Below are 20991 nucleotides of genomic sequence, written 5' to 3'. Positions count from 1 at the left end.
ACAGTTATTATTCACCACTTTAATCCAAAGTAAAAATGAAAAGAACAGTTTTAGCCATCGCCCTGATGCTGGGCGCAGTCTGTGCCAACGCACAGGAAACAACTTCAAGCGGAGACCTCTATCAGGGGCTGACCCGCAAAATTGCCTTTGAGCGGATGATACCACCCCACGGCTTGGAAATTACCTACGATAAGACGGTGCACATCATCTTCCCCTCTGCCGTGCGCTATGTGGATCTGGGTTCGCCCAACCTCATTGCAGGGAAGGCGGACGGGGCGGAAAACGTCATCCGTGTGAAGGCGACGGTCAAGGACTTCCACGAAGAGACGAACATGAGCGTCATCACCGAAGACGGTGCATTTTACACCTTTAATGTCAAGTATGCCAACGAGCCGCTGTTACTCAATGTGGAAATGGCGGACTTCATCCACGATGGGGAGAGCGTAAACCGTCCGAACAACGCCATGGAGGTCTATCTCAAGGAACTCGGAAGCGAAAGCCCGATGCTGGTAAGGCTCATCATGAAATCCATTCACAAGGAGGACAGGCGGGCGGTGAAGCACATCGGCAGCAAGTCCTTCGGTATTCAGTACCTGCTCAAAGGGTTGTATTCGCACAACGGACTGCTGTACTTCCATACGGAACTGCGCAACAAGTCCAACGTGCCGTTCGACATCGACTTCATCACGTTCAAAATCGTGGACAAGAAGGTTGCCAAGCAGACCGCCATGCAGGAGCAGGTACTGCTTCCGCTGCGTGCCTACAACTACATCACCTGCGTGGCGGGGCAGAAGAGCGAACGCACGGTATTCACCCTGCAAAAGTTCACCATCCCCGATGACAAGCATCTCATTGTGGAGATGCACGAGAAGAACGGTGGAAGACACCAATCCTTTGTCGTGGAGAATGAAGACCTTGTGCGTGCGAGGGAAATCAACGAACTCAAAGTGAAGTGATATGAGAAAACTCGCATTTTTTCTGTTTGTCGTGTCGCTTGCCCTCTTTGCAGGGCAGGCGCACGCCCAGCGTTGTCTGCCCAAGATGAAAGGCATACGCCTGACCGCAGGCATGGCGGACGGTTTTTATTCTCCTTCTTCCAAGAATGAGACGGGCTATACGTTCGGGGCTTCGCTTGCCACCTACACCAAAGGCGGGCATCAATGGGTCCTTGGGGCGGAGTATCTCCGCAGATACCACCCTAATCGGGAGAGCCGTATTCCTGTGGAGCAGTTCACGGGCGAGGGAGGTTTCTTCTCTGGCGTGTTTTCAGACGGGAGTAAAACCTTTTTCCTATCAGCAGGTATTTCCGCCTTGGCGGGCTATGAGACGGTCAATGGTCGAAAGAAACTGCTCTTTGATGGCTCCACAGTACGTAATAAAGACGGTTTTATTTACGGTGGGGCAATCACCCTACAGGCGGAGACCTATCTGAGTGATCGCCTTGTACTGTTGCTCTACGGCAGGGAACGTTGTCTGTGGGGAGGCTCTACGGAGCATTTTCATACACAGTACGGTGTCGGACTGAAAATCATGCTGGACTGATGGATGCACGACAGATGAGAGAGATTCCCATTGCGGACTTCCTGAACGCAATGGGGATTCATCCGACCAAACAGAAAGGAAACGCCTTGTGGTATTCCGCCCCTTACCGAACGGAACGGACACCCTCGTTCAAGGTCGATACCGCCAAGAATGTCTGGTTCGATTTTGGGACGGGCAAAGGCGGCGACATTTTCGACTTGGCGGGAGAGTTTATCGGAAGCGGTGATTTTCTCCTGCGGGCGGCTTTCATCGCCAAGAGCGGAACGTGTCCGCTACCTGCTTTGGAACAACCGGAAAGAAGCGAAAAGAAAGAACCAGTCTTCAATGATATTTGGGTGCGACCATTGCAGGACGCCAAACTGCTGGGCTACTTGAAAGAACGGGGTATCAATGCCCACGTTGCCATACCTAACTGCGAGGAGGTTCGATACCGTGTGCATGGCAAACGGTTCTATGCCATCGGCTTTCGTAACGATGCCGGAGGATTGGAGCTTCGCAACCGCTTTTTCAAGGGTTGCATACCGCCCAAGGACATTTCCTTGAAGCGTAACGGCTCAGATGTATGTACCGTATTCGAGGGCTTTATGGATTACCTCTCCGCTATGCAACTCGGTATCATCGCTTCGGACTGGCTTGTCCTTAATTCCGTTTCCAACGTGGAGAAGGCAGTAAGAGCCTTGCACGGCTATGAGAGGATTGACTGCTTCCTCGACAATGACGAGGCGGGACGAAGGACTTTTCAAAGGCTGTACGACTGTTTCGGGGAGAAGGTCATCGACCGTTCCTTTCTGTATGCCGAGCATAAGGATTTGAATGAGTTTCTGCTTTCCAAGAATGTAGGGAACAATGTATAACGAACAACAAAACGATAATGAACAATGAAAAAGAAAATATTGAATACGATTTGGGTAATGGGAGTGCTTGCCCTCGCCGGGGTTTGTCTATCTGCTTGTAATCACGAGTTGGATATTCAGCAGGCGTACCCCTTCACGGTAGAGACGATGCCGGTGCAGAAGCACATCGTCAAGGGACAGACGGCGGAGATACGCTGTACGCTCAAACGGCAGGGACGGTTTGAAGACGCACGCTATACCATTAGATACTTTCAACCTGATGGAAAGGGACGGCTGAAGATGAACGACGGCACGGTGTTCAAACCCAATGACCGTTACCCTCTTACAAAAGAGGTGTTCAGGCTATACTACACCTCTGCTTCCTCTGACCAGCAGACGATAGATGTGTATGTGGAGGACAATTTCGGACAGACGGAAAAACTCTCGTTTGAGTTCAACAGTCAAAAGGACGAGGAAAAGGAGAAAACGAATGGGGACAAGAAGTAAACTTCTCGTTTTATCGTTCTGCCTTGTTTGCCTATCCTGCTTCCGCCTTTTCGCTCAGGAGGGCGGAAAGGCTCTCTTTTCACTACCGCCGTTCGAGCGTGCCGTTGTCTGCATCAAACACTTCGAGGGCTTACATTCTTGGAAGGATTATCCCTATGTAGGCTATGGACATCGGCTTCTGCCCTGTGAACACTTCACGGCAGCAATGACGGAACGGCAGGCGGACTCTCTGCTCCGTGTAGACCTGATGAAGCGTCTGATGATGTTCAAGGACTACGGAAAGGATGCCCTGCTGCTTGCCGTTCTGTCCTACAACGTTGGAACGGGCAGGTTGCTGGGATATGGTAAACACCCCAAAAGCCGATTGCTGCGGAAGATAGAGTCGGGCAACAGGAATTTCTACCGCGAATTTGTCTCTTTCTGCCGATACAAGGGCAAAGTCCTCAGAGGTCTTGTCAAACGACGAAAAGTGGAGTTCGCTCTGTTTTATATACCCTGATTATCAAATACGCCTCTTGCGGAGCATAATGTCGCAAGAGGCGTGCTTTAGTAGGAAGTATTATTTAGCCCTTCTTCGAATGGCATCAACAATACTTTCTGTATTCCAATGAACATCCTCTACGGAGCGATCTGTAACAACTTTTGAAATTCTCTCTTGCCCCCGAGGAATAACTCCTACTATTGGAACTTCTTCCGCTATTGCAGTGTCCAACTCCCATTTCATCCAGTCGCTGTAAGAGGCATACATACCAGCAATGCCTAAAACAATGTCAGAATTAGAGATTTTCTCTTTCAAACGACGTCTGATGTATGCTGAATTTTCTGAGTTGATAGGTTCTTCAGGTGAAGCCTCTTCAAATTCAACATGAAAATAACCTCTCTTTTCTAAAAGGTTACGGAGGTTCTTCAAATCATCTACATGATCCCATGAGTGACTGATAAATACTGAATAAGTTTTTGCCATATTATTTATTATTACAGTTAATACTATTCTGCTTATTTTCAAGGTATGTTTCTATTTCCCAGTCTTCAGGATTCTGCTCTTTGAACTTTTGGTCATACTCCTGCTCTTTTTTTACATCTCCAAGCGCAAAATAACAGTTCGCCAATGTGGCATACTTCCATTTGAGTTCTTCGGGCTCTTCTTCCTCCAAAGTAGGAAGGATTATATCTATAATTTGCTTTCTGATTTCTTCAGCTTCAACTTGTTTATGTATTTTGTGCCGTTCATCTTTTTCGAGAATAGATTTTTGTTCCAAGCAAAGGGCATAATTCTCTCCAGTATAGTAATCTTGATGTAGAGTCCAGCCCTTCCTGTACATCTCAATGGCGTAATCTAAATAACTCTCATCTTTTGTTTCATACCATAATCTTTTATTGATGGCTCCAGTAATGCCCAACGTTTCAGTATCTGTCTGTTCCTTTATAGATGCCATTATTTGAAGTGCATTTGTCAAAGCTGGAACTTTTCCGGGCTTTTCACTTTTATATGTGCATAGAGCTTCTTGTTGAATATAAAAAATATCATTTTCTACCATTTGCCTGAGTTTATGCCATTTCTGAGCGGCTTCTTCAAAACGCTTTTCATGCATAAACCTTTTTGCTTGTTCTGAAAGAGAATATACCGTATTCTCTTTAGCCCGAAGTTCTCCTATTATTTCCTCTAAATCTTCATCAGAGATTTTGGGTTGTTCTATTTTAGGGATGTATGTGTATAGAGGGCTATCTGGTACAGGATTTTCTGTTACAGCTTTTATTATAGACTTCAATTCTCTGACACTTCTTTGAGCTTCTTTTTTAGAGATTTCATTGCCTAAATGCTCATAAGATAAAATTCGAGTGTGTCCTAAGTCAAAAGGAATTTTACTCTCGCCTCCTTTTATTATAATGGTCGAAAAAGGTCTCAGAGCATGCCGAGTACCCAATTCATATAGGGCGTTAGCGTTGTCTGTCGTAATATCCGCAATTACTAAATCCGCTTTATAGAGCAAAGCATACATACTTCTATCAATCGTACCTGAATCCAAAATTTCATCTGCACGGATGCACTTGTAATCACAGGCTTCTGCTGACGGTTGAATTATCTTATTATATGTCGCGTCTAAATCTATTGTTCTATTTGTATAGGGGTCTTGTTTTTTTCCAAAGCCCATAATTACAAAACATATCCTTTTTCTATTTTCCATTTGCATAGTTTTATTAATGACAACTTACAACAGATAAAGCAATTAGCATACCAATAGGTTTTATCTGCCATAAAGTCCATTCGATGCGACAAAATGGCAACATATAGAACTATCCTTACCCCAAATGGCTTTTTGTTACTTTTGAACCGTCTCAACTCACTGTCAAAAGTAACGAGGTGTTTTTCATTGGGTTTCTTTGCTCCTTTCTTTGTCCGCCCGAAGCTCACGAAAGAAAGGAGCGGTCGGCAAATCTGCCGACCGCTTTACTCCGTCTGCTCTTCGTGAACGGTTATCCGTCTCGTAATTACTTCGGGGTGCGTGGAGAAAGCCCAATTGATTTCCTCATCGGGCAGGGTGCTGTGAATGTTTCCACCCATCACCATTCCGCAATTCTGAATGACCTTTTGTCGTGCTTCTTCTCTGCTCTCGGCAACCACCTCAAAAACTCCCTCGAAAATGTACTGCGTCCGTACTCTGTAAACTCTCTTCTTCATATTCTCAAAATTCGACCTTTAATAATCTGTGTTCCTTTGGCTCTCCATTGGATAACCTGCGGTGGGTAAGCCAAAAATGGTGTGCGCCATAGCCGTATGCAAAGAACTTGTCAAGTTCCGTTTCTTCGGCTATCCGCTTGACGGCAGCCCTTAGTTCCTCTTCATTGGCGGATAGGGTAATGGCATTGACTATCCTTACAAGGATATAGGGTATCTCGTCCGCCCAGTTGCATACGATACTTTCTATTTCTGCTTTCATATCTGTGATGTTTTGGTGATTGTTGCTTATGCTGTCGCTCTCATTCTCTGCCTTATCAATTTGCGGTTGGCATTGACAAGGCTCACGATCTGCTCGTGATACTCCGTATTCTTGTTGCACACGCCACGACTTTGCACGACTTTGAGTGTGTCCAAACTAACTTCAATCGTTTCTATCCGTCTGCCCTCAATGGTCGCCGAAAGTATCAGTGAGTTCTCTTTAAGATAGTAGGCATTGTCGAATACGCAATGATGCATTGCCACACCCTCATCCAAATGTTCCTGCACGCTCTCCAAAACGTGGACTTGGATTGCGCCGTCCGTGAAACGGATACCAAAGAACTTGGATTTGAGTTCTTTGAAACGTTCCTCGTCCTCCATTGCCTTTTTGCGTTTCTTCTCCTTTTCTTCCTTTTCCCTTTGTCTGCGGAGTTCGTGTTGTCTGCGGTCGTGTTCTCTATGCAGGTCGGTGTGGCAAACATACTTCGGACTGTGTATGTCCTTGCCCAATCTGCGGAGCATATCCACATAGTCGCACCAAATTGAAATGTCCTCTATGTCATAGCCGTTGCGATTGGCGACTTTATAGGATTGCCAACAAGCGTCAAATGCCCTCGAATTGTCAAGAAAGTATTTCAGATGCTCGGTTCTACCTGCTTTAATCAATGTTTCCGCACGGCTGTCGGACAATAGGGCTGGAATGAGAACAGTTGGTGCGATGTCATGAAAATCATTCTTAAATCCATTCCTGCGGAGTGCTTCCGTTGCCTTGAACTTCGGATATATCGGAGAGTACGATATATGGTGGTAGGCTTCGTTGTCGTTTCTCACTGCCATAGGCGAGCAATAGGAAAAGGTGTCGATGTATTTGCCCAATACTCTCTGAACGGCAACAATCGTCTTTCGTCCTTGTGCGTTCCACCAATACTGACCGATTTCAATAGTGTATGATGATGCCTTGCAACCTTTCTCCATTTCTACAGAAAGAAGAAACATTCTTAATACTTGGTACTCTCCACAAGTGGTAAGTATCGTAAAGTATTGCTTCTGTCTTATCTTACGTTCAAAAGTCGTTCGGACTTGCAACTTTGCTCTACAATGAGGGCAAGTGCAATGTTCGGTTGTCTTCTCTATTGTCCAACTATGCCCACAATCCATACACGTAGTACGACCTTTGGGAAGTCGGTAGGCGAAATGGTCTATACACTCACGGAATGCCCATTTGCTCTGTGTCTTGGTTATCGGTCGTAAGTGCTTGCTCTCGGCAAGTACTGCCTTTTCAAACTTGTTTCTCGGTTTCATAATCTGTCCTCCTCAATTAGTTGTTCCGAAATACATAGCCATCCTTATACCAAAAGTCCGTACAAAAAAGGTCATTGGCATATTTGGAGAAGTCAAAGTATATCAGTGCAAAATCGGGTAAGTCATTCTCCACTTTTGCGAGTTCCTCCGCAAAATCCTCCCTGCTTGCATAACTTCCTATGTAGTCCGATTGGAAAGACTTCACAAGGCTGTATGCGTCTTGTGTGAGTTGGATGTTGTTGCCCTCCACCCATATCCAAAAGGCTTCTTTCTCCGTGTCGTTCAGTCTGTCCAATTCGTCCCGAAGTTCAAAGAAGTTTTCCTCCAAATGCCCCTCGTCAATCAGACCATCGGGGATTTCCTCCCACGCTTGGAACATATATTCGGGTTCTTCCTCATCCTCGTGTATCCCGGCACAACGCTCCATAAAGCCGTCCAAATCGTAGAAGTCCGAAAGTTCCACCCATTCGCCCTGCAATGAGCCGTTGTTGTACTTGGCATAAGTGCCTACATAGATGCGTGCTTCGTTCAAATCCGTTGCTTCCATTTTTCTTTTGTTATTTAAGGGTTAAAACTCGAATAGTGAGGGTTGTGCTATCTGCTGTTCCACCTGCTTCTCCAATTTGGGTTTCTTGGCGGTAAGTTTGCGGTATTCCTCCGCTTGGTATCGCTCGATAGCCTTTTTTCTTGCTTCCGCTTTTTCCTCCTCCGTGAGTTCGATAGTATGGTTTACCACGACTTGGCAGTTGATGTACTTGCCCACCTCGATGTTATCCTCGTCGTAATAATGCACGGCAAGGGAATATACCTCCTCATCGGACAGACCTGCACACCCCATTCTTTGGACTTCCGTCAAGATGTAGGTAATACACTCGTCTATGTTTTTATTCTCCTTGCGGAAACTCTCCGCAAAGAGTTCATCGTATGATGCTCTCGTTTCCAAATAGTTTTGGATAACGTCCTTGAAATGTTCTGTACCTTTCATTGTCTTATATAGTTAGATGGTTTCTAAAATGATTTCTTGGATATGTATAGGTTCAACTTCTGAAAAGAGATAGAATATAAACTCCTTTCTATCCTTCCGATTGAGTTCCTTGTATAGTTCCCCAAAGGCGGATATATTTCCGTTGAGGTAAACCGATACCATATACTCGAAGATGTTGTCCACTTCGTAGTATCTGCATTGTTGTGCGACTGTCTTGCTTCTTCTTTTCATATATCTGTCTGTTTAAGAAATGAGTATCCAAAGTATTGTCCCGATGATGAGGGCATAAACCAAGATGTACACTGCGATTGCCAAAGTGATGGTAAGGAGTAGCCGAATGAGGAATTTCCCTGCACATATCCCTACCAGCCAAAGCCAGACGCTTCCGCCCCAAAGGAGAGAGCCTGCGAGTGCAAAAGCCACCCAAATTGATATTTTGTATCTCAGTTTCATCTTGTCTGATTTTTTGATTTTATGCGGATTCCAGAGGTGAGGAAGTTGAGTTTCCATTTTTCATTTTCTCTATCCTCGTGTTTCCGACATTTTTTTTATGCGTCTTTCCGTCGGGTCGGTCGTTTTCGTTTCAGGGGCTTAAAAAGGTAGGGCTTAGGACAAACAAGGTTTTACGGCGAGAATACTACCTGCAATGAAATGGAAGTGTGGAGATTGTCGTCTAAACGGCTTGCCGCCCCGACCTTTTTTGTCCGTGGAAGCCTGGAACTACCTTTGCCGCTGACAACGAACAACCGATCCCGATGCGAATACATGGAGTAGAATGTGGAGAGGAACACCTGAGAGGGCAGAGCGAAAAAAATGAAAGGCAGCCTTCACAAGAAAGACTGCCATAATCGTGAGTAATAAGACGAAAAGAATGAAAACTATTGTCTGAACAGACAACTATTAGAAAAGAAAAACGGAGAAAGTTTCGTCTTTCTCCGTAGATAGTATTACCTTTGCAACAGGTTATTCGAGTTATGCAAAGCGTTGTGTGTCATTGCAGAAGATAGGTCGCTAAATCATTACCTGCTGAAAATCATAACTCACAAGGCTGTTCATAGCCAATTACTTAGACCTAAATGATAGATTTTCAATGAAAATATAGGACTGTGTCAAAAAAAATGAAGTGAACCCTAAAAGTTGGACAGAAAACTTTTAGGGTTCACTTTTTTATGCGAAATCGTTTTGAAGAACGCTTCGTGATAGTACTCCAAGCAAAGTCCGGGACGCCTATTTACAAGCTATCAGAAGAGTATGGCTATCCTAAGAATAGGCTACCGGAATGGGGTCGCAAGTATGAATTTTAAGGAGAGCGAGGCCCCCACAAAGGCTCGAATATCGTAGCCAGTGGAGTATTCAAGAAGCAAGGGTCGGGAGCAGCATTGGCTTATTACAGAGCCTACACGGACAGGCTGGCAATAGTTTTGGAGGGGGTTGTGTGTCTTTTTGTCCAAGCCTCAGGTGGACAAGATTCGCTATCTTTGCGGACAAGAATAATGGGATTTCTCGGTCGAATAATCTTTTCTCCTGATTTCTCCATGAATTAAAAAACGAAAAACGACAATATGAGTTTGCAATGCGGTATCGTCGGCCTGCCCAATGTGGGGAAATCGACTCTTTTTAATTGTTTGTCCAATGCCAAGGCACAGTCTGCCAATTTCCCCTTCTGTACCATTGATCCGAACGTCGGTGTAATCACAGTGCCTGATGAGCGACTGAATATCCTGGCCGATCTGTGCAAACCTCAACGGCTGATCCCAACCACGGTAGAGATCGTAGATATTGCCGGTCTTGTCAAAGGTGCCAGCAAGGGCGAAGGGTTGGGGAATAAATTCCTGGCCAATATCCGTGAAACGGATGCGATACTCCACGTGCTCCGATGCTTCGATGATGACAATATCACACACGTGGACGGATCCGTAGATCCTGTACGCGACAAAGAAATCATCGACACCGAGCTACAACTGAAAGACCTTGAAACGATAGAGAGTCGCATACAGAAAGTCCAAAAGCAGGCACAAACAGGGGGCGACAAACAAGCCAAGCTGGCTTATCAAGTGCTCTCGAAATTCAAAGAAGCTCTTGACGAAGGCAGGAATGCTCGCAGCGTCAGTTTCGACACCAAAGACGAACAGCAAATAGCACGCGAACTCTTTCTCCTGACGGCCAAACCGGTCATGTACGTTTGCAATGTGGACGAAGCTTCTGCTCTTAGTGGCAACAAATATGTGGAAGCCGTTCGAGAAGCAGTCAAAAACGAAGATGCAGAAATCCTCGTCGTAGCAGCCAAGATAGAGAGCGAGATCGCCGAGCTGGAGACATACGAAGAGCGGCAAATGTTCCTCGAAGAGATCGGTCTGAAAGAATCCGGCGTGAGCCGTCTGATCAAAGCCGCTTATCATTTGCTGAATCTTCAAACCTACTTTACGGCCGGGAGCGATGAGGTAAGGGCTTGGACGTTCCTCCGCGGAAGCAAAGCACCTCAGTGTGCCAGTATCATCCACACCGATTTTGAAAAAGGGTTTATCCGAGCCGAGGTCATCAAGTACAATGACTTTGTCAGCTTTGGCAGCGAACAAGCCGTGAAAGAAGCCGGTAAGATGAGTATTGAAGGAAAAGAATATGTTGTGCAGGATGGCGACATCATGCATTTCCGCTTCAATGTCTGAAGTCTTTCTTTCATCCTTATCCTTCTCGATAACAAAAACACAGTACGGCATTCGGAATAATCGTATATCCCGGCGAAAGAAACATAAACCAAAAGAGCGGGTCGGCTGTTCTTTTGCAAAGTTATAGTTCAGGATTTCAGCGAGTATCGAACAAATACTCCTGCATTTTTCTTAAGTAGAAAAAAAACTGCGCAAACAATATGGCGAACAATGGGAATAACAAGAAACCCGGCAAACCGATGCGTTTCAACCCGATATGGCTCTATGCCCCTGTATTTCTGATATTGGCCACCCTCTTCTTTGTCGATCGGGATATTACATCCCAGAAAGAACTCAGCTGGAATGAGTTTCAGAATATCGCCAAAAAGCAAGCCTTTACGGACATCGTAGTCAATCGGAAAGAGAACACTCTCAAGGCGAGGGTCGATCCGGCCAAGGTCGATTCGGTATTCAAGAAAGGCGACATCCCGTCCTTTCAGGACAGAGGAAATATCTCAGACTACTATATCAACACGCAAATTCCGTCGGTAGACAAATTCTCCGACTTCTACGACCAAAACCAAATTACGGCTAAGGTGAAGTATGAAGACAGCAAGTTCAGCTTCACCTCTATCCTCATCGCATGGGGCCCACTCATCCTTTTGCTCGTTTTCTGGTTTTGGATGATGCGCCGAATGAGCGGCGGTGGAGGAGGAAGTGGCGGTGGAGGCGGCGTCTTCAACGTAGGCAAATCCAAAGCCAAGCTCTATGACAAGACCAATATCCACGTTACATTCAGCGATGTAGCAGGTCTGCATGAAGCCAAACAGGAAGTGGAAGAGATCGTTCACTTCCTCAAGAATCCATCCAAATACACCGAACTGGGAGGAAAGATCCCTAAAGGAGCTTTGCTCGTAGGACCTCCGGGAACGGGTAAGACTCTTCTGGCCAAGGCAGTAGCCGGAGAGGCGCACGTTCCTTTCTTCTCTTTGTCCGGTTCGGACTTCGTAGAGATGTTTGTCGGCGTAGGAGCCTCTCGTGTTCGCGACCTTTTCAGACAAGCCAAGGAAAAAGCCCCGTGTATCATCTTCATCGACGAGATCGACGCCGTAGGGCGTGCTCGCGGCAAGGGCAACAATTTCTCCGGCAATGATGAGCGTGAGAATACACTCAACCAGTTGCTTACCGAAATGGATGGCTTCGGCTCCAATAGCGGTGTGATCATTCTGGCTGCTACCAACCGTGCCGATGTGCTGGATAGTGCCCTGCTGCGTGCCGGACGTTTCGACCGCCAGATCTATGTAGATCTTCCCGACCTGAATGACCGCAAAGAGATCTTCCTTGTACACCTCAAGCCGTTGAAGACCGACAAAAGCGTAGATGTGGAATTCCTGTCGCGCCAAACACCCGGCTTCTCCGGAGCAGACATTGCCAACGTTTGCAACGAAGCGGCGTTGATCGCCGCGCGAAGCAATAAAAACTTCGTAGACAAGGAAGACTTCATGAATGCCGTGGATCGGATCGTAGGCGGATTGGAGAAAAAGAACAAAATCACCACAGAGGAGGAGCGTCGCAGCATCGCCATCCACGAAGCCGGACACGCTACTATCAGTTGGATGCTACGCTATGCCAATCCTCTCGTCAAAGTCACTATCGTACCACGAGGCAAGGCACTCGGTGCCGCCTGGTATCTGCCGGAAGAGCGTCAGATCACGACAACGGAGGCTCTGCAGGATCAGCTTTGCGCCCTTTTGGGTGGACGTGCCGCCGAAGATCTCTTCCTCGGACGTGTATCGACCGGTGCAGCCAATGACTTGGAGCGCGTTACGAAGTTGGCTTACGCCATGGTTACCTATTACGGCATGAGCGACAAGCTGCCCAACATCAACTACTACGAAATGCAAAACGACGGCTGGAATCTGACAAAGCCGTACAGTGATACTACCGCCGAGGTTATCGATGCCGAAGTAAACAGAATAATATCCGAACAATACGAGCGCGCCAAAAGCATTTTGCGCGAGCATGAAGCCGGGCACCACGAACTGGCAGATCTGTTGCTCAAGCGCGAAGTGATTCTGGCTGATGACGTAGAGCGTATATTCGGCAAACGCCCCTGGGCCTCGCGTACAGAAGAATTGCTTGGGCTGAATGCACCGGCTACCGCCACAGAAGAGACAACAGCGGATGCCGAAGCACCCATTCCCGTTGAGGGAGAAGAGAAGACGGAAGAACATCCCGAATAAAATATAAAGAGACTATCGAGCTTACGTTATGAAAGCAGTTTTGATTCGCAGCCTCAGTGGTCTGGTCTATATGGCCCTGATCATCCTTCCCGTCGTACTAAGGGAACCGGCTTTGTTCTTAGCGGTTTTTGCCGTTTTCATCGTGTTGGGACTGCGGGAATTCGCCTCGCTGGTCAATCTGAATCGCACACGTCCCCTTCGGGCATTCATGGACGGACTTTTCGGTGCCTTCCTCTTTGCGGCCATCTTCCTATACGGCAGTGACCGAATGGATGTCACGATATTTATCCCGTATATCTTCTATGTCCTCTACACTATGGTGCGCAGTCTATATTCGGATCGCCATAAGGCCGGATCGGACAATAGCCGCACTTTCATGGGGCATCTGTATATAGCGGCAACGCTTGGTTTGGGTAGTCTTCTGCTCGTGCCCGAAAGTATCGGCAGGGAGTTGGCAGTAGGAGAAGTGGCAGACTTCACGCCTCACTACTTCCTCTTCGTTTTTGTCCTGATATGGCTGAATGATACAGGAGCTTTTATCGCAGGTTCCCTCTTTGGCAAGCATACACTCTTCAAGGTCATATCACCCAAGAAAACATGGGAGGGCTTTATAGGAGGGTTGCTGTTTACTGTGGCAGGTGCATTACTGGCAGGCCACTATTCCGGTTCGGCCAAGCATCCGATGGAGCTGGTCTTCTTTGCTCTACTGGTAACGGCCATGGCCACTTGGGGCGATCTGTATGAGTCCAATCTCAAACGCAATGCAGGAGTGAAGGATTCCGGCCATATCATTCCCGGACATGGAGGTATACTGGACCGGCTGGACAGTGCTCTCTTCGTATTCCCGGCCGTCTATCTTTTCATTCTGATCTTCGGATTGTAAGCATTTTTCCCGGCCACCCGTTCCGACGAGGAAAAGAGACCGGCGGAAGCTCTGATAAAAGCAAACCCCCGAAAGCCGTGGCTTTCGGGGGTTCCTTGTATTATACCCTCACTCTCCTTGCCATGTCTATTGGCAAGGAGAGTGGAAGAATTGGGTTTTCAGCACAACTCACTATTCACTTCTCAGAGAAGACGCTGGCTGCGACGAATGAATTCGGCCAAAGCCTCTCCCGTCAGCAATCCGCTTCCGAGCAGAGCCAAGTCGATGAGCTGACCTATCAGCTCGTTGTCCTGAGCATATTTGGTCAGTTGATCGTTGATACTGCCTTCGGTTTTGGCCTGTTCGACGGCGTTGTTCTCCTTGGCTTCCTTCGTGGCAACAGGGATTTCCTCCGGTTTCTTCCCTTTTTCCTCATCGAGCAGCTTGGCCTCTTCCGTTTTCAGCTCGGCGATTTTCGCTCTAAGCTCTGTGAGCGAAGGCTCTACCGATTCTTTCTCACCGGAGAGTACCTTGTCGATGAGCGGATGATCGGTATTAAGTACCAGATTGTACGAATCGGGGAGTTCGCCGTAGAAGCTCATTCCCGGCTGCAGCTGTGCCATATCGCGCATACGGCGCATGAATTCGGCTTGTGTGATAAGGATGGCTTCACCTTCGGCTCCGAGCGATTCGAAAGCTACATTGAAGTGCTTCTTCTCGTCCCGTGGCAGGCGTGCTTCGAACAGCTTCACGAGAGTGGCGCGCTCCGTATCGGACAGCTTCACTTCGGCTCTTTCCTCCTTGCGGATCAGATTGTTGATCGTATCGCTATCGACACGGACAAAGTGTGTCTTCTCCAACTTTTGCTCCAGCAGGCTCACGATATGCGGATCCAACTGACCGTCCAACAGCATCACGCTGTAGCCTTTGTCGGATGCACGTTTCACGTGGCTGTACTGTCCGTGCTTGTCCGTAGCATAGAGATACACCACCTGTCCGTCCTTATCCGTCTGTACACCTTCGACGAGCGTTCGGTATTCGTCGAACGTGTACTTGTGTCCGTCCATATCGGTGAAAAGGAAGAACTTGGCTGCACGCTCATAGAACTTCTCATCCGTCAGCATACCGTATTCGACGAAGAGCTTCAGACTATCCCATTTCTCCTCGAATGTGGGGCGGTCGTTTTTGAAAATTTCTTCCAGACGGTCTGCCACCTTCTTGGTGATATGAGACGAGATCTTCTTCACATTGGCATCGCTCTGCAGATAGGAGCGCGATACGTTGAGGGGAATATCCGGCGAATCGATGACCCCGTGCAGGAGGGTGAGGAAGTCCGGCACGATACCCTGTACTTCATCGGTGACGTAAACCTGATTGCAGTAGAGCTGAATCTTGTTGCGCTGCAGATCCAAGTTGTTTTTGATCTTCGGGAAATAGAGGATACCTGTCAGATTGAACGGATAGTCCACATTGAGGTGGATCCAGAAGAGAGGCTCTTCGGACATGGGATAGAGCGAACGGTAAAATTCCTTATAGTCTTCGTCCTTGAGGTCAGCAGGCTTTTTGGTCCAGGCAGGATGTGTGTCGTTGATCTGATTGTCCTCGTCCGTATCTTGCATCTTGCCGTCTTTCCATTCCTGCTTCTTGCCGAAAATGATCGGCACAGTGAGGAACTTACAGTATTTTCCAAGGAGACCCTCTATCTTTTCTTTTTTGAGAAACTCGCTATTCTCTTCATCGATGTGCATCACGATATCGGTGCCACGGTCAGCCTTGTCCGCAGGTTCGAGCGTGTATTCGGGCGATCCGTCGCAGCTCCATTTCACCGCCGTAGCATCTTCTCGGAAAGAGCGCGTGATCACGTCCACTCGCTCGGACACCATGAAAGCCGAGTAAAATCCGAGTCCGAAGTGGCCGATAATGGCAGCCTTGTCGTCTTTGTACTTTTCGAGAAACTCTTCCGCACTGGAGAAAGCAATCTGATTGATGTACTTCTCCACCTCCTCTTCGGTCATCCCCACGCCGCGGTCGCTGACCGTGATCGTGCGTGCCACTTCATCCACGCTGACCGTTACGCGGAGGTCACCCGTCTCGCCTTTGAATTCGCCGACGGATGTAAGCGTTTTCAGCTTCTGCGTAGCATCCACGGCATTGGAGACGATCTCACGCAGGAATATCTTATGGTCGCTGTACAGGAATTTTTTGATGACGGGGAATATATTGTCGCTCGTTACCCCGATTGTTCCTTTCTTACTCATAGTGTATTATTATCTGTTAATGTTTTGTTTGTTTCTATTCCGTCGAAAGGAACGACAAATCCGGTGCCACAGGGTCCGGAACTGACAATCTGGCGCATTCTTTCGCTCAGACTGCCTTTTTTCGCTTCCGAATGATTGACGTGTACTGAAAAATCCGGTGTATTTCAGTTCTGAAAACGTGGTCTGAGAAAATTTTTATTTTGGTTCGGGAGTTGAAAAAATCTCGCCTGAGAACGAAAAGATTCTCGCACCATTTTTGGGGGATTTTGGTTTCAGATTTGGGCGATTTTCGGTTCGAGTTTCTATGCGATTGATAACCTCACGTCAGCTCGACGTAAGAAAAGGCCAATGGATCAATGAACCCTTTTCGCCTCCGCCGGAAGAACAAAATCAGCTCTTTCAGTAGGCAGGGGGATCCCCCTCAAATCCCAAAAGTCTTGTATTGAAGCGACTCAGCTCTCATACTAAAAACTCACCCCCCCCTCTAAGCAAACATTTAGGACACTATTGATTTGATAGCGGTTTTTCTATACAAACGATGATCCCGGCCCCCTGCTCGAAACTGAATTTTGACACACCCTCTTCTGGTAGTTGGGGTTAATTTAGGCCTTGCGTTTTTTTCTGCGGAAAGGTTGCCGTCTTTAACCATAAAGAGATGAGACTTTATTGAAAGAGCATATCGGACGAGATCGGCTTGAACTTTTCTTCTCCCTTGAGCCGTATCATTACCCTGCTGTAGTTCCAATAAGTAGGCCAGCCACCTTGTATGGCTCCGACCCATATCGTCTTGATCGGATGGTAACCTTTCTGAAGGGCACGACTGCTATTGCGACGGGAGAATTTCTTTACTTCGCCCACATTGTCGATCAGCTTCACATTATCAATCCAAAACTCGTTGTTTTCCGTAGAGAACTCATATACCCCATCCTCCGGAATAAGCACATAACCGGTAGCCTCTACAACTCTGCGCTCCAGCACTTCAGGAGAAGTTATCTTCTCTTTCCCGTGCATGATTTCCTCCAAAGAGCTAACGGTCCCTACTTCCCATGAGGCTACCTGCTGCAGATCAGGCACATCATATAAGTCACCGTAAGCCGTACGAATGGTCAGTCCGGGTTTCGGTGCCGGTACTTCCATTGACATATTGAAGGGTTGTTTCTCCACACGAATGCTACGTACGGGACTCATCTTCCCACCGGCCGTGACGGTACGAATCTTCAGAAGGCCCGTTTGTGCAAATTCAAGAGGGACCGTGTAAGGAGTCGATGTGAGGGTCGGTTCGGTTTCGTCCAGCGTATAGACCATTTTCATCGGACGCGATGTCGTGAAGGTCAGCTTAGCCTTGTCCGTAAAGGCTATAAAGTCGGAAGAGCCACCCGGTTGTTCGGGCAGCGGAATGTGGTAATTGATACCGTGCATGTCCAGACGAACGCAGGCATTATCCAAACGGCGACAGAAATCGGCAAAATCTTTCTTGGCCAACGGTGTCCAGGTAAGCTCTGCCACAGCCAGTAGCCTTGGATAGGCCTGATAGTCGTATCGTTCGGAAGTATAGAGGTATTCTGCCCACAGATTGGCCTGTGCTCCGAGCACGTAGCGATGCTTATCGGCCGGCAATTCTTTCGGCAAAGGATTGTAAGCATACACTTGCTCCAATGGAGCATAACCTCCGATGGCAACAGGCTCGACGGTCGGATCTCCCTGATAATGATCCAAGTAGAGACCTCCGCTACCCGGAGTCATGATCACATCGTGATTCATATTAGCCGCTGCGATGCCACCATCCTCTCCACGCCAGCTCATAACGGTGGCAGAAGGTGCAAGCCCGCCTTCGAGGATTTCATCCCAACCGATCAGTCTCTTGCCGTGCTTTTGTAAGACCTTTTCAGCTTGTTTGATGAAATAACTCTGCAGCTCGTGTTCGTCTTTCAACCCATTGTCACGCATACGCTTCTGACAAAGCGAACAAGCCTTCCATCGATCTTTAGGGCATTCGTCCCCTCCGATATGGAAGTATGTGCCGGGGAAAAGGGGTGCTACCTCGTCGATAACATCAGAGATAAAACGGAAGACGCTGTCCTTACCGGCACAATAAACATCCTGCTCCACTCCCCAGATAATCCGTGGCTTGAATTCGCGTGGGAAGCAAGCCAACTGCGGATAAGCAGCGAGGGCAGCCATGGCATGTCCGGGCATTTCGATCTCGGGAATCACCGTAATGAAACGATCCGATGCGTATTGTACAATATCCCGTACTTGCTCCTGCGTGTAGAAACCGGAGTACTGCGTACCGTCCCCTTCCGTCCTTGTAGACCCCACTTCGGTCAGTCGTGGGTATTTCTTGATTTCGATACGCCATGCCTGATCCTCTGTCAGGTGCCAATGGAAACGATTGATCTTGAACATGGCCATGATGTCGATATGCTTCTTGATGTCCTCCACCGAAAGGAAATGACGGCATACATCCAGCATAAAGCCACGATAGCCGAATGCCGGTTCGTCCTTGATCTCGACGCCGGGCACCGTCATGGGGAGCAGTACCTCATTCGAAGATTCCACTTCGGCAGGAAGGAGCTGGAGCAAAGTCTGCATACCGTAGAAAGCACCATGGGCAGATTTGCCGATGATACTGACACCACGCTTATCGGATCGGAGCATATAACCCTCTTCTTTAAGAGGAAGAGCCGTATCGACACCGATGTAAATAGCATTCCCCGAAGGCTCCTCGCCTATCTCTATCTGGAGAGAGAGGTCGGCTGATGCTCTTAGCTTGTCGGCAAGAAGTTTAGCGATAGGCTTTAGCTCTTCGGCAGATACGCAGATAGTGGTCTTATCATCGACCTCAAAGCTGTCGTCCGATTCGGTCAGCTGCATCGGCAAGGGAATGATGTTTATACCCTTGTCGTATTCGGGGATTTGCACCTGCTTTGCTTTCTGTGAGCAGGCCATAAGAGATAGGAGGCAGCAAATGCATGCTCCGAAAGTCAGTCGTTTCATTGTCAAGTATGAATTAGTGATCAAACAAAAAAGCACGTAAGTGAGGGTGTGCCGGCACCACCGGCATCACACACACTTGCGTGCTTTCTAGAATATCAGTAAAGAACTATCCCCTATCCTAAGAGAAGGATAGGGAGATAGACTTCTTGGGATTTCTTACCAAGCAAAGAGAGGATAATCGGCCATCATCCGGTTGACTTCGGTACGAACCGATGCTATTACGGCTTCGTCCTCCGGTGCGGAGAGCACACGGTCTATCAACTCCACGATATAGCCCATCTTATCTTCTTTTACGCCACGAGTGGTGATGGCCGGAGTACCCACGCGGAAGCCCGATGTCTGGAATGCAGAGCGAGAATCGAACGGTACCATGTTCTTATTGACGGTAATATCCGCTGCCACGAGGGCTTTCTCTGCCACTTTACCTGTCAGTTCGGGGAACTTCGGACGAAGATCGATCAGCATACTGTGGTTGTCCGTACCACCGGAAATCACTTTATAGCCTTTGTCCATGAAAGCCTGAGCCAAAACGGCAGCATTCTTTTTCACCTGCGTTTGGTATTCCTTGAACGAAGGATCCAGTGCTTCTCCGAAAGCTACAGCCTTAGCAGCTATAACGTGCTCGAGCGGACCACCCTGTACACCAGGGAATACGGCAGAGTCGAGGAGTGCGCTCATCTTCTTGATCTCGCCCTTCGGGGTTTTCTTGCCCCAAGGATTGTCGAAGTCCTTGCCCATAAGGATGATACCGCCACGGGGGCCACGCAGTGTCTTGTGAGTCGTAGAAGTAACGATATGAGCATACTTCACGGGGTTCTCCAGCAGACCGGCAGCGATCAGACCGGCAGGGTGTGCCATATCGATCATCAACAAGGCACCCACCTTGTCAGCGATCTCACGCATACGCTTGTAGTCCCACTCACGAGAATAGGCCGAACCACCGCCGATGATCAGCTTGGGTTTGTGCTCGATGGCCATTTTCTCCATGTGGTCGTAATCCACCATTCCCGTCTCTTCGCTCAGATTGTAGCCGATGGGACGGTAGAGGATACCCGAGCTATTGACGAGTGAGCCGTGCGATAGGTGGCCGCCGTGTTCGAGGTTTAGTCCCATGAACGTATCGCCTGCTTCGAGGCAAGCCAGAAGAACGGCCATATTGGCCTGTGCTCCGGAGTGAGGCTGTACGTTGGCCCATTCGGCTCCGTAGAGTTGTTTGATACGGTCGATGGCGATTTGCTCGCTTTGGTCTACCACTTCACAACCACCGTAATAGCGTTTGCCGGGATAACCTTCGGCATACTTATTGGTCATACAGCTACCCATAGCCTGCATAACTTGTTCGCTTACAAAGTTTTCCGATGCGATCAGCTCGATACCTTTGAGCTGGCGCTGATGTTCTTTTTCGATCAGATCGAAAATTACGCTGTCTTTTTTCATTTCTTATTTTGAAGATATTGATGTCTGTGGTTCAGGCTTCGTCATACTGTGTTTTTACACATCGGCACAAAGGTAACTATAATGTTCAATGACAAAAAGGTACGGATGATATGCCAAATGCCTCACAGCATTTTAATGCTCAAAGAAAATCCTATAAGATTCTGCTGTCCACCTACAAGGTCTTATTATGATCTAACTGACCAAGAAGCTTTCCGCATTTTGGGAACTGATTTGTTTTGCAGAAATATCTGTGTTATCCCAGTTTGTCATTAGATTTTTTCACGGGCCTGTGATCTCTTTAGCACTACCCATAGCGCTAAAAATGCAGATCTATGATATTCAGAGCCAGAGCCAACTTCAGAGTTTCCTTGCCTGCGTGTTTTTGGATGTAAGCAGGTTAGCTAAAAACTTCATTCGGATTGTTTTGAACTTGGACTTCTTC

At 47.8% G+C, this 20991-nt stretch carries 22 protein-coding genes; 9 read left to right on the top strand and 13 right to left on the bottom strand.

Annotated features, from left to right (window positions below):
- Positions 1-35 precede the first annotated feature (35 nt).
- From traN to PGN_RS00255, 5 genes are read left to right on the top strand one after another with little or no spacing between them, the layout of a single operon-like run.
- Entirely contained in the window at positions 36-956 is a 921-nt protein-coding gene (gene traN, locus PGN_RS00275; protein ID WP_012457205.1) for a conjugative transposon protein TraN, read from the top strand.
- A gap of 1 nt (position 957) precedes the next feature.
- Positions 958-1542, top strand: coding sequence for a conjugal transfer protein TraO (locus PGN_RS00270; protein WP_012457204.1), 585 nt, complete (start codon positions 958-960; stop codon positions 1540-1542).
- Positions 1542-2396: a toprim domain-containing protein gene (locus PGN_RS00265; RefSeq protein ID WP_012457203.1), complete on the top strand. Its 855-nt coding sequence runs from the start codon at positions 1542-1544 to the stop codon at positions 2394-2396. Before PGN_RS00270 ends, PGN_RS00265 begins: the two co-directional genes overlap by 1 nt.
- Before the next feature lie 24 nt (positions 2397-2420).
- Entirely contained in the window at positions 2421-2882 is a 462-nt protein-coding gene (locus tag PGN_RS00260) for a DUF3872 domain-containing protein (protein ID WP_012457202.1), read from the top strand.
- Complete coding sequence (locus PGN_RS00255; RefSeq protein WP_012457201.1) at positions 2866-3381, top strand: glycoside hydrolase family protein; 516 nt, start codon at positions 2866-2868, stop codon at positions 3379-3381. The genes PGN_RS00260 and PGN_RS00255 overlap by 17 nt, the downstream gene beginning before the upstream one ends.
- A gap of 60 nt (positions 3382-3441) precedes the next feature.
- Here the strand turns inward: PGN_RS00255 and PGN_RS00250 are convergent, their stop codons facing one another.
- The 9 genes from PGN_RS00250 to PGN_RS00210 form a co-directional block, all read right to left on the bottom strand.
- Positions 3442-3846, bottom strand: coding sequence for a TIR domain-containing protein (locus tag PGN_RS00250; RefSeq protein WP_012457200.1), 405 nt, complete (start codon positions 3844-3846; stop codon positions 3442-3444).
- A gap of 1 nt (position 3847) precedes the next feature.
- Positions 3848-5068: a tetratricopeptide repeat-containing protein gene (locus PGN_RS00245; protein WP_024998308.1), complete on the bottom strand. Its 1221-nt coding sequence runs from the start codon at positions 5066-5068 to the stop codon at positions 3848-3850.
- Positions 5069-5331: 263 nt separating this feature from the next.
- The gene (locus PGN_RS00240; RefSeq protein WP_012457198.1) at positions 5332-5562 is read right to left on the bottom strand and encodes a hypothetical protein; all 231 of its coding nucleotides are present in this window, start codon (positions 5560-5562) and stop codon (positions 5332-5334) included.
- A gap of 4 nt (positions 5563-5566) precedes the next feature.
- A complete protein-coding gene (locus tag PGN_RS00235) occupies positions 5567-5821 on the bottom strand; it encodes a hypothetical protein (protein WP_012457197.1) in 255 nt (84 codons plus the stop codon).
- Between the two features lie 26 nt (positions 5822-5847).
- On the bottom strand, positions 5848-7122 hold the full coding sequence (locus PGN_RS00230; RefSeq protein ID WP_012457196.1) for a PcfJ domain-containing protein: 1275 nt from the start codon (positions 7120-7122) through the stop codon (positions 5848-5850).
- Positions 7123-7138: 16 nt separating this feature from the next.
- A complete protein-coding gene (locus PGN_RS00225) occupies positions 7139-7669 on the bottom strand; it encodes an antirestriction protein ArdA (protein ID WP_012457195.1) in 531 nt (176 codons plus the stop codon).
- Between the two features lie 21 nt (positions 7670-7690).
- Positions 7691-8107 carry a PcfK-like family protein gene (locus PGN_RS00220; protein WP_012457194.1) on the bottom strand — a complete coding sequence of 139 codons (417 nt, stop codon included), beginning with the start codon at positions 8105-8107 and terminating at the stop codon, positions 7691-7693.
- Positions 8108-8119: 12 nt separating this feature from the next.
- Entirely contained in the window at positions 8120-8338 is a 219-nt protein-coding gene (locus PGN_RS00215; protein WP_012457193.1) for a hypothetical protein, read from the bottom strand.
- 12 nt (positions 8339-8350) lie between these two features.
- Positions 8351-8560, bottom strand: a complete 210-nt coding sequence (locus tag PGN_RS00210; RefSeq protein ID WP_043876346.1) for a hypothetical protein — start codon at positions 8558-8560, stop codon at positions 8351-8353.
- A 1109-nt stretch (positions 8561-9669) separates the two neighbouring features.
- Here PGN_RS00210 and ychF point away from each other — a divergent pair.
- The 3 genes from ychF (at position 9670) to PGN_RS00195 (ending at position 13878) form a co-directional block, all read left to right on the top strand.
- The gene (gene ychF, locus PGN_RS00205) at positions 9670-10773 is read left to right on the top strand and encodes a redox-regulated ATPase YchF (protein ID WP_012457190.1); all 1104 of its coding nucleotides are present in this window, start codon (positions 9670-9672) and stop codon (positions 10771-10773) included.
- A gap of 200 nt (positions 10774-10973) precedes the next feature.
- Complete coding sequence (ftsH, locus tag PGN_RS00200; RefSeq protein ID WP_004583445.1) at positions 10974-12995, top strand: ATP-dependent zinc metalloprotease FtsH; 2022 nt, start codon at positions 10974-10976, stop codon at positions 12993-12995.
- Positions 12996-13023: 28 nt separating this feature from the next.
- Entirely contained in the window at positions 13024-13878 is an 855-nt protein-coding gene (locus tag PGN_RS00195; RefSeq protein ID WP_004583444.1) for a phosphatidate cytidylyltransferase, read from the top strand.
- Between the two features lie 182 nt (positions 13879-14060).
- Here PGN_RS00195 and htpG read toward each other — a convergent pair whose 3' ends face one another.
- The gene (gene htpG, locus PGN_RS00190; RefSeq protein WP_012457189.1) at positions 14061-16115 is read right to left on the bottom strand and encodes a molecular chaperone HtpG; all 2055 of its coding nucleotides are present in this window, start codon (positions 16113-16115) and stop codon (positions 14061-14063) included.
- Between the two features lie 106 nt (positions 16116-16221).
- Positions 16222-16314 carry a hypothetical protein gene (locus tag PGN_RS12215; protein WP_353558840.1) on the bottom strand — a complete coding sequence of 31 codons (93 nt, stop codon included), beginning with the start codon at positions 16312-16314 and terminating at the stop codon, positions 16222-16224.
- Position 16315: 1 nt separating this feature from the next.
- Here PGN_RS12215 and PGN_RS12210 point away from each other — a divergent pair, with 1 nt between their 5' ends.
- Positions 16316-16429, top strand: a complete 114-nt coding sequence (locus tag PGN_RS12210) for a DUF1661 domain-containing protein (protein ID WP_012457188.1) — start codon at positions 16316-16318, stop codon at positions 16427-16429.
- 349 nt (positions 16430-16778) lie between these two features.
- On the opposite strand, the gene PGN_RS00185 is transcribed toward PGN_RS12210, so the two are convergent.
- Both PGN_RS00185 and glyA read right to left on the bottom strand, forming a co-directional pair.
- On the bottom strand, positions 16779-19112 hold the full coding sequence (locus PGN_RS00185; protein ID WP_039416859.1) for a family 20 glycosylhydrolase: 2334 nt from the start codon (positions 19110-19112) through the stop codon (positions 16779-16781).
- Positions 19113-19268: 156 nt separating this feature from the next.
- Entirely contained in the window at positions 19269-20549 is a 1281-nt protein-coding gene (gene glyA / locus PGN_RS00180) for a serine hydroxymethyltransferase (protein WP_004583439.1), read from the bottom strand.
- Positions 20550-20991: the final 442 nt, after the last annotated feature.

It is taken from the genome of Porphyromonas gingivalis ATCC 33277, assembly GCF_000010505.1.
Classification (GTDB): domain Bacteria; phylum Bacteroidota; class Bacteroidia; order Bacteroidales; family Porphyromonadaceae; genus Porphyromonas; species Porphyromonas gingivalis.
This window is presented reverse-complemented; position numbering and strand designations above follow the sequence as displayed.

Bases quoted from the DNA above. Each gene is read 5' to 3' on its own strand.
- traN (WP_012457205.1), top strand. From the start codon at position 36: ATGAAAAGAACAGTTTTAGCCATCGCCCTGATGCTGGGCGCAGTCTGT.
- PGN_RS00235 (WP_012457197.1), bottom strand. From the start codon at position 5,821: ATGAAAGCAGAAATAGAAAGTATCGTATGCAACTGGGCGGACGAGATA.
- PGN_RS00225 (WP_012457195.1), bottom strand. From the start codon at position 7,669: ATGGAAGCAACGGATTTGAACGAAGCACGCATCTATGTAGGCACTTAT.
- PGN_RS00260 (WP_012457202.1), top strand. From the start codon at position 2,421: ATGAAAAAGAAAATATTGAATACGATTTGGGTAATGGGAGTGCTTGCC.
- PGN_RS00210 (WP_043876346.1), bottom strand. From the start codon at position 8,560: ATGAAACTGAGATACAAAATATCAATTTGGGTGGCTTTTGCACTCGCA.
- ftsH (WP_004583445.1), top strand. From the start codon at position 10,974: ATGGCGAACAATGGGAATAACAAGAAACCCGGCAAACCGATGCGTTTC.
- PGN_RS00250 (WP_012457200.1), bottom strand. From the start codon at position 3,846: ATGGCAAAAACTTATTCAGTATTTATCAGTCACTCATGGGATCATGTA.
- PGN_RS00230 (WP_012457196.1), bottom strand. From the start codon at position 7,122: ATGAAACCGAGAAACAAGTTTGAAAAGGCAGTACTTGCCGAGAGCAAG.
- htpG (WP_012457189.1), bottom strand. From the start codon at position 16,115: ATGAGTAAGAAAGGAACAATCGGGGTAACGAGCGACAATATATTCCCC.
- PGN_RS00185 (WP_039416859.1), bottom strand. From the start codon at position 19,112: ATGAAACGACTGACTTTCGGAGCATGCATTTGCTGCCTCCTATCTCTT.
- PGN_RS00220 (WP_012457194.1), bottom strand. From the start codon at position 8,107: ATGAAAGGTACAGAACATTTCAAGGACGTTATCCAAAACTATTTGGAA.
- PGN_RS00215 (WP_012457193.1), bottom strand. From the start codon at position 8,338: ATGAAAAGAAGAAGCAAGACAGTCGCACAACAATGCAGATACTACGAA.
- PGN_RS00245 (WP_024998308.1), bottom strand. From the start codon at position 5,068: ATGGAAAATAGAAAAAGGATATGTTTTGTAATTATGGGCTTTGGAAAA.
- PGN_RS00240 (WP_012457198.1), bottom strand. From the start codon at position 5,562: ATGAAGAAGAGAGTTTACAGAGTACGGACGCAGTACATTTTCGAGGGA.
- ychF (WP_012457190.1), top strand. From the start codon at position 9,670: ATGAGTTTGCAATGCGGTATCGTCGGCCTGCCCAATGTGGGGAAATCG.
- PGN_RS00270 (WP_012457204.1), top strand. From the start codon at position 958: ATGAGAAAACTCGCATTTTTTCTGTTTGTCGTGTCGCTTGCCCTCTTT.
- PGN_RS00255 (WP_012457201.1), top strand. From the start codon at position 2,866: ATGGGGACAAGAAGTAAACTTCTCGTTTTATCGTTCTGCCTTGTTTGC.
- PGN_RS00195 (WP_004583444.1), top strand. From the start codon at position 13,024: ATGAAAGCAGTTTTGATTCGCAGCCTCAGTGGTCTGGTCTATATGGCC.
- PGN_RS00265 (WP_012457203.1), top strand. From the start codon at position 1,542: ATGGATGCACGACAGATGAGAGAGATTCCCATTGCGGACTTCCTGAAC.
- glyA (WP_004583439.1), bottom strand. From the start codon at position 20,549: ATGAAAAAAGACAGCGTAATTTTCGATCTGATCGAAAAAGAACATCAG.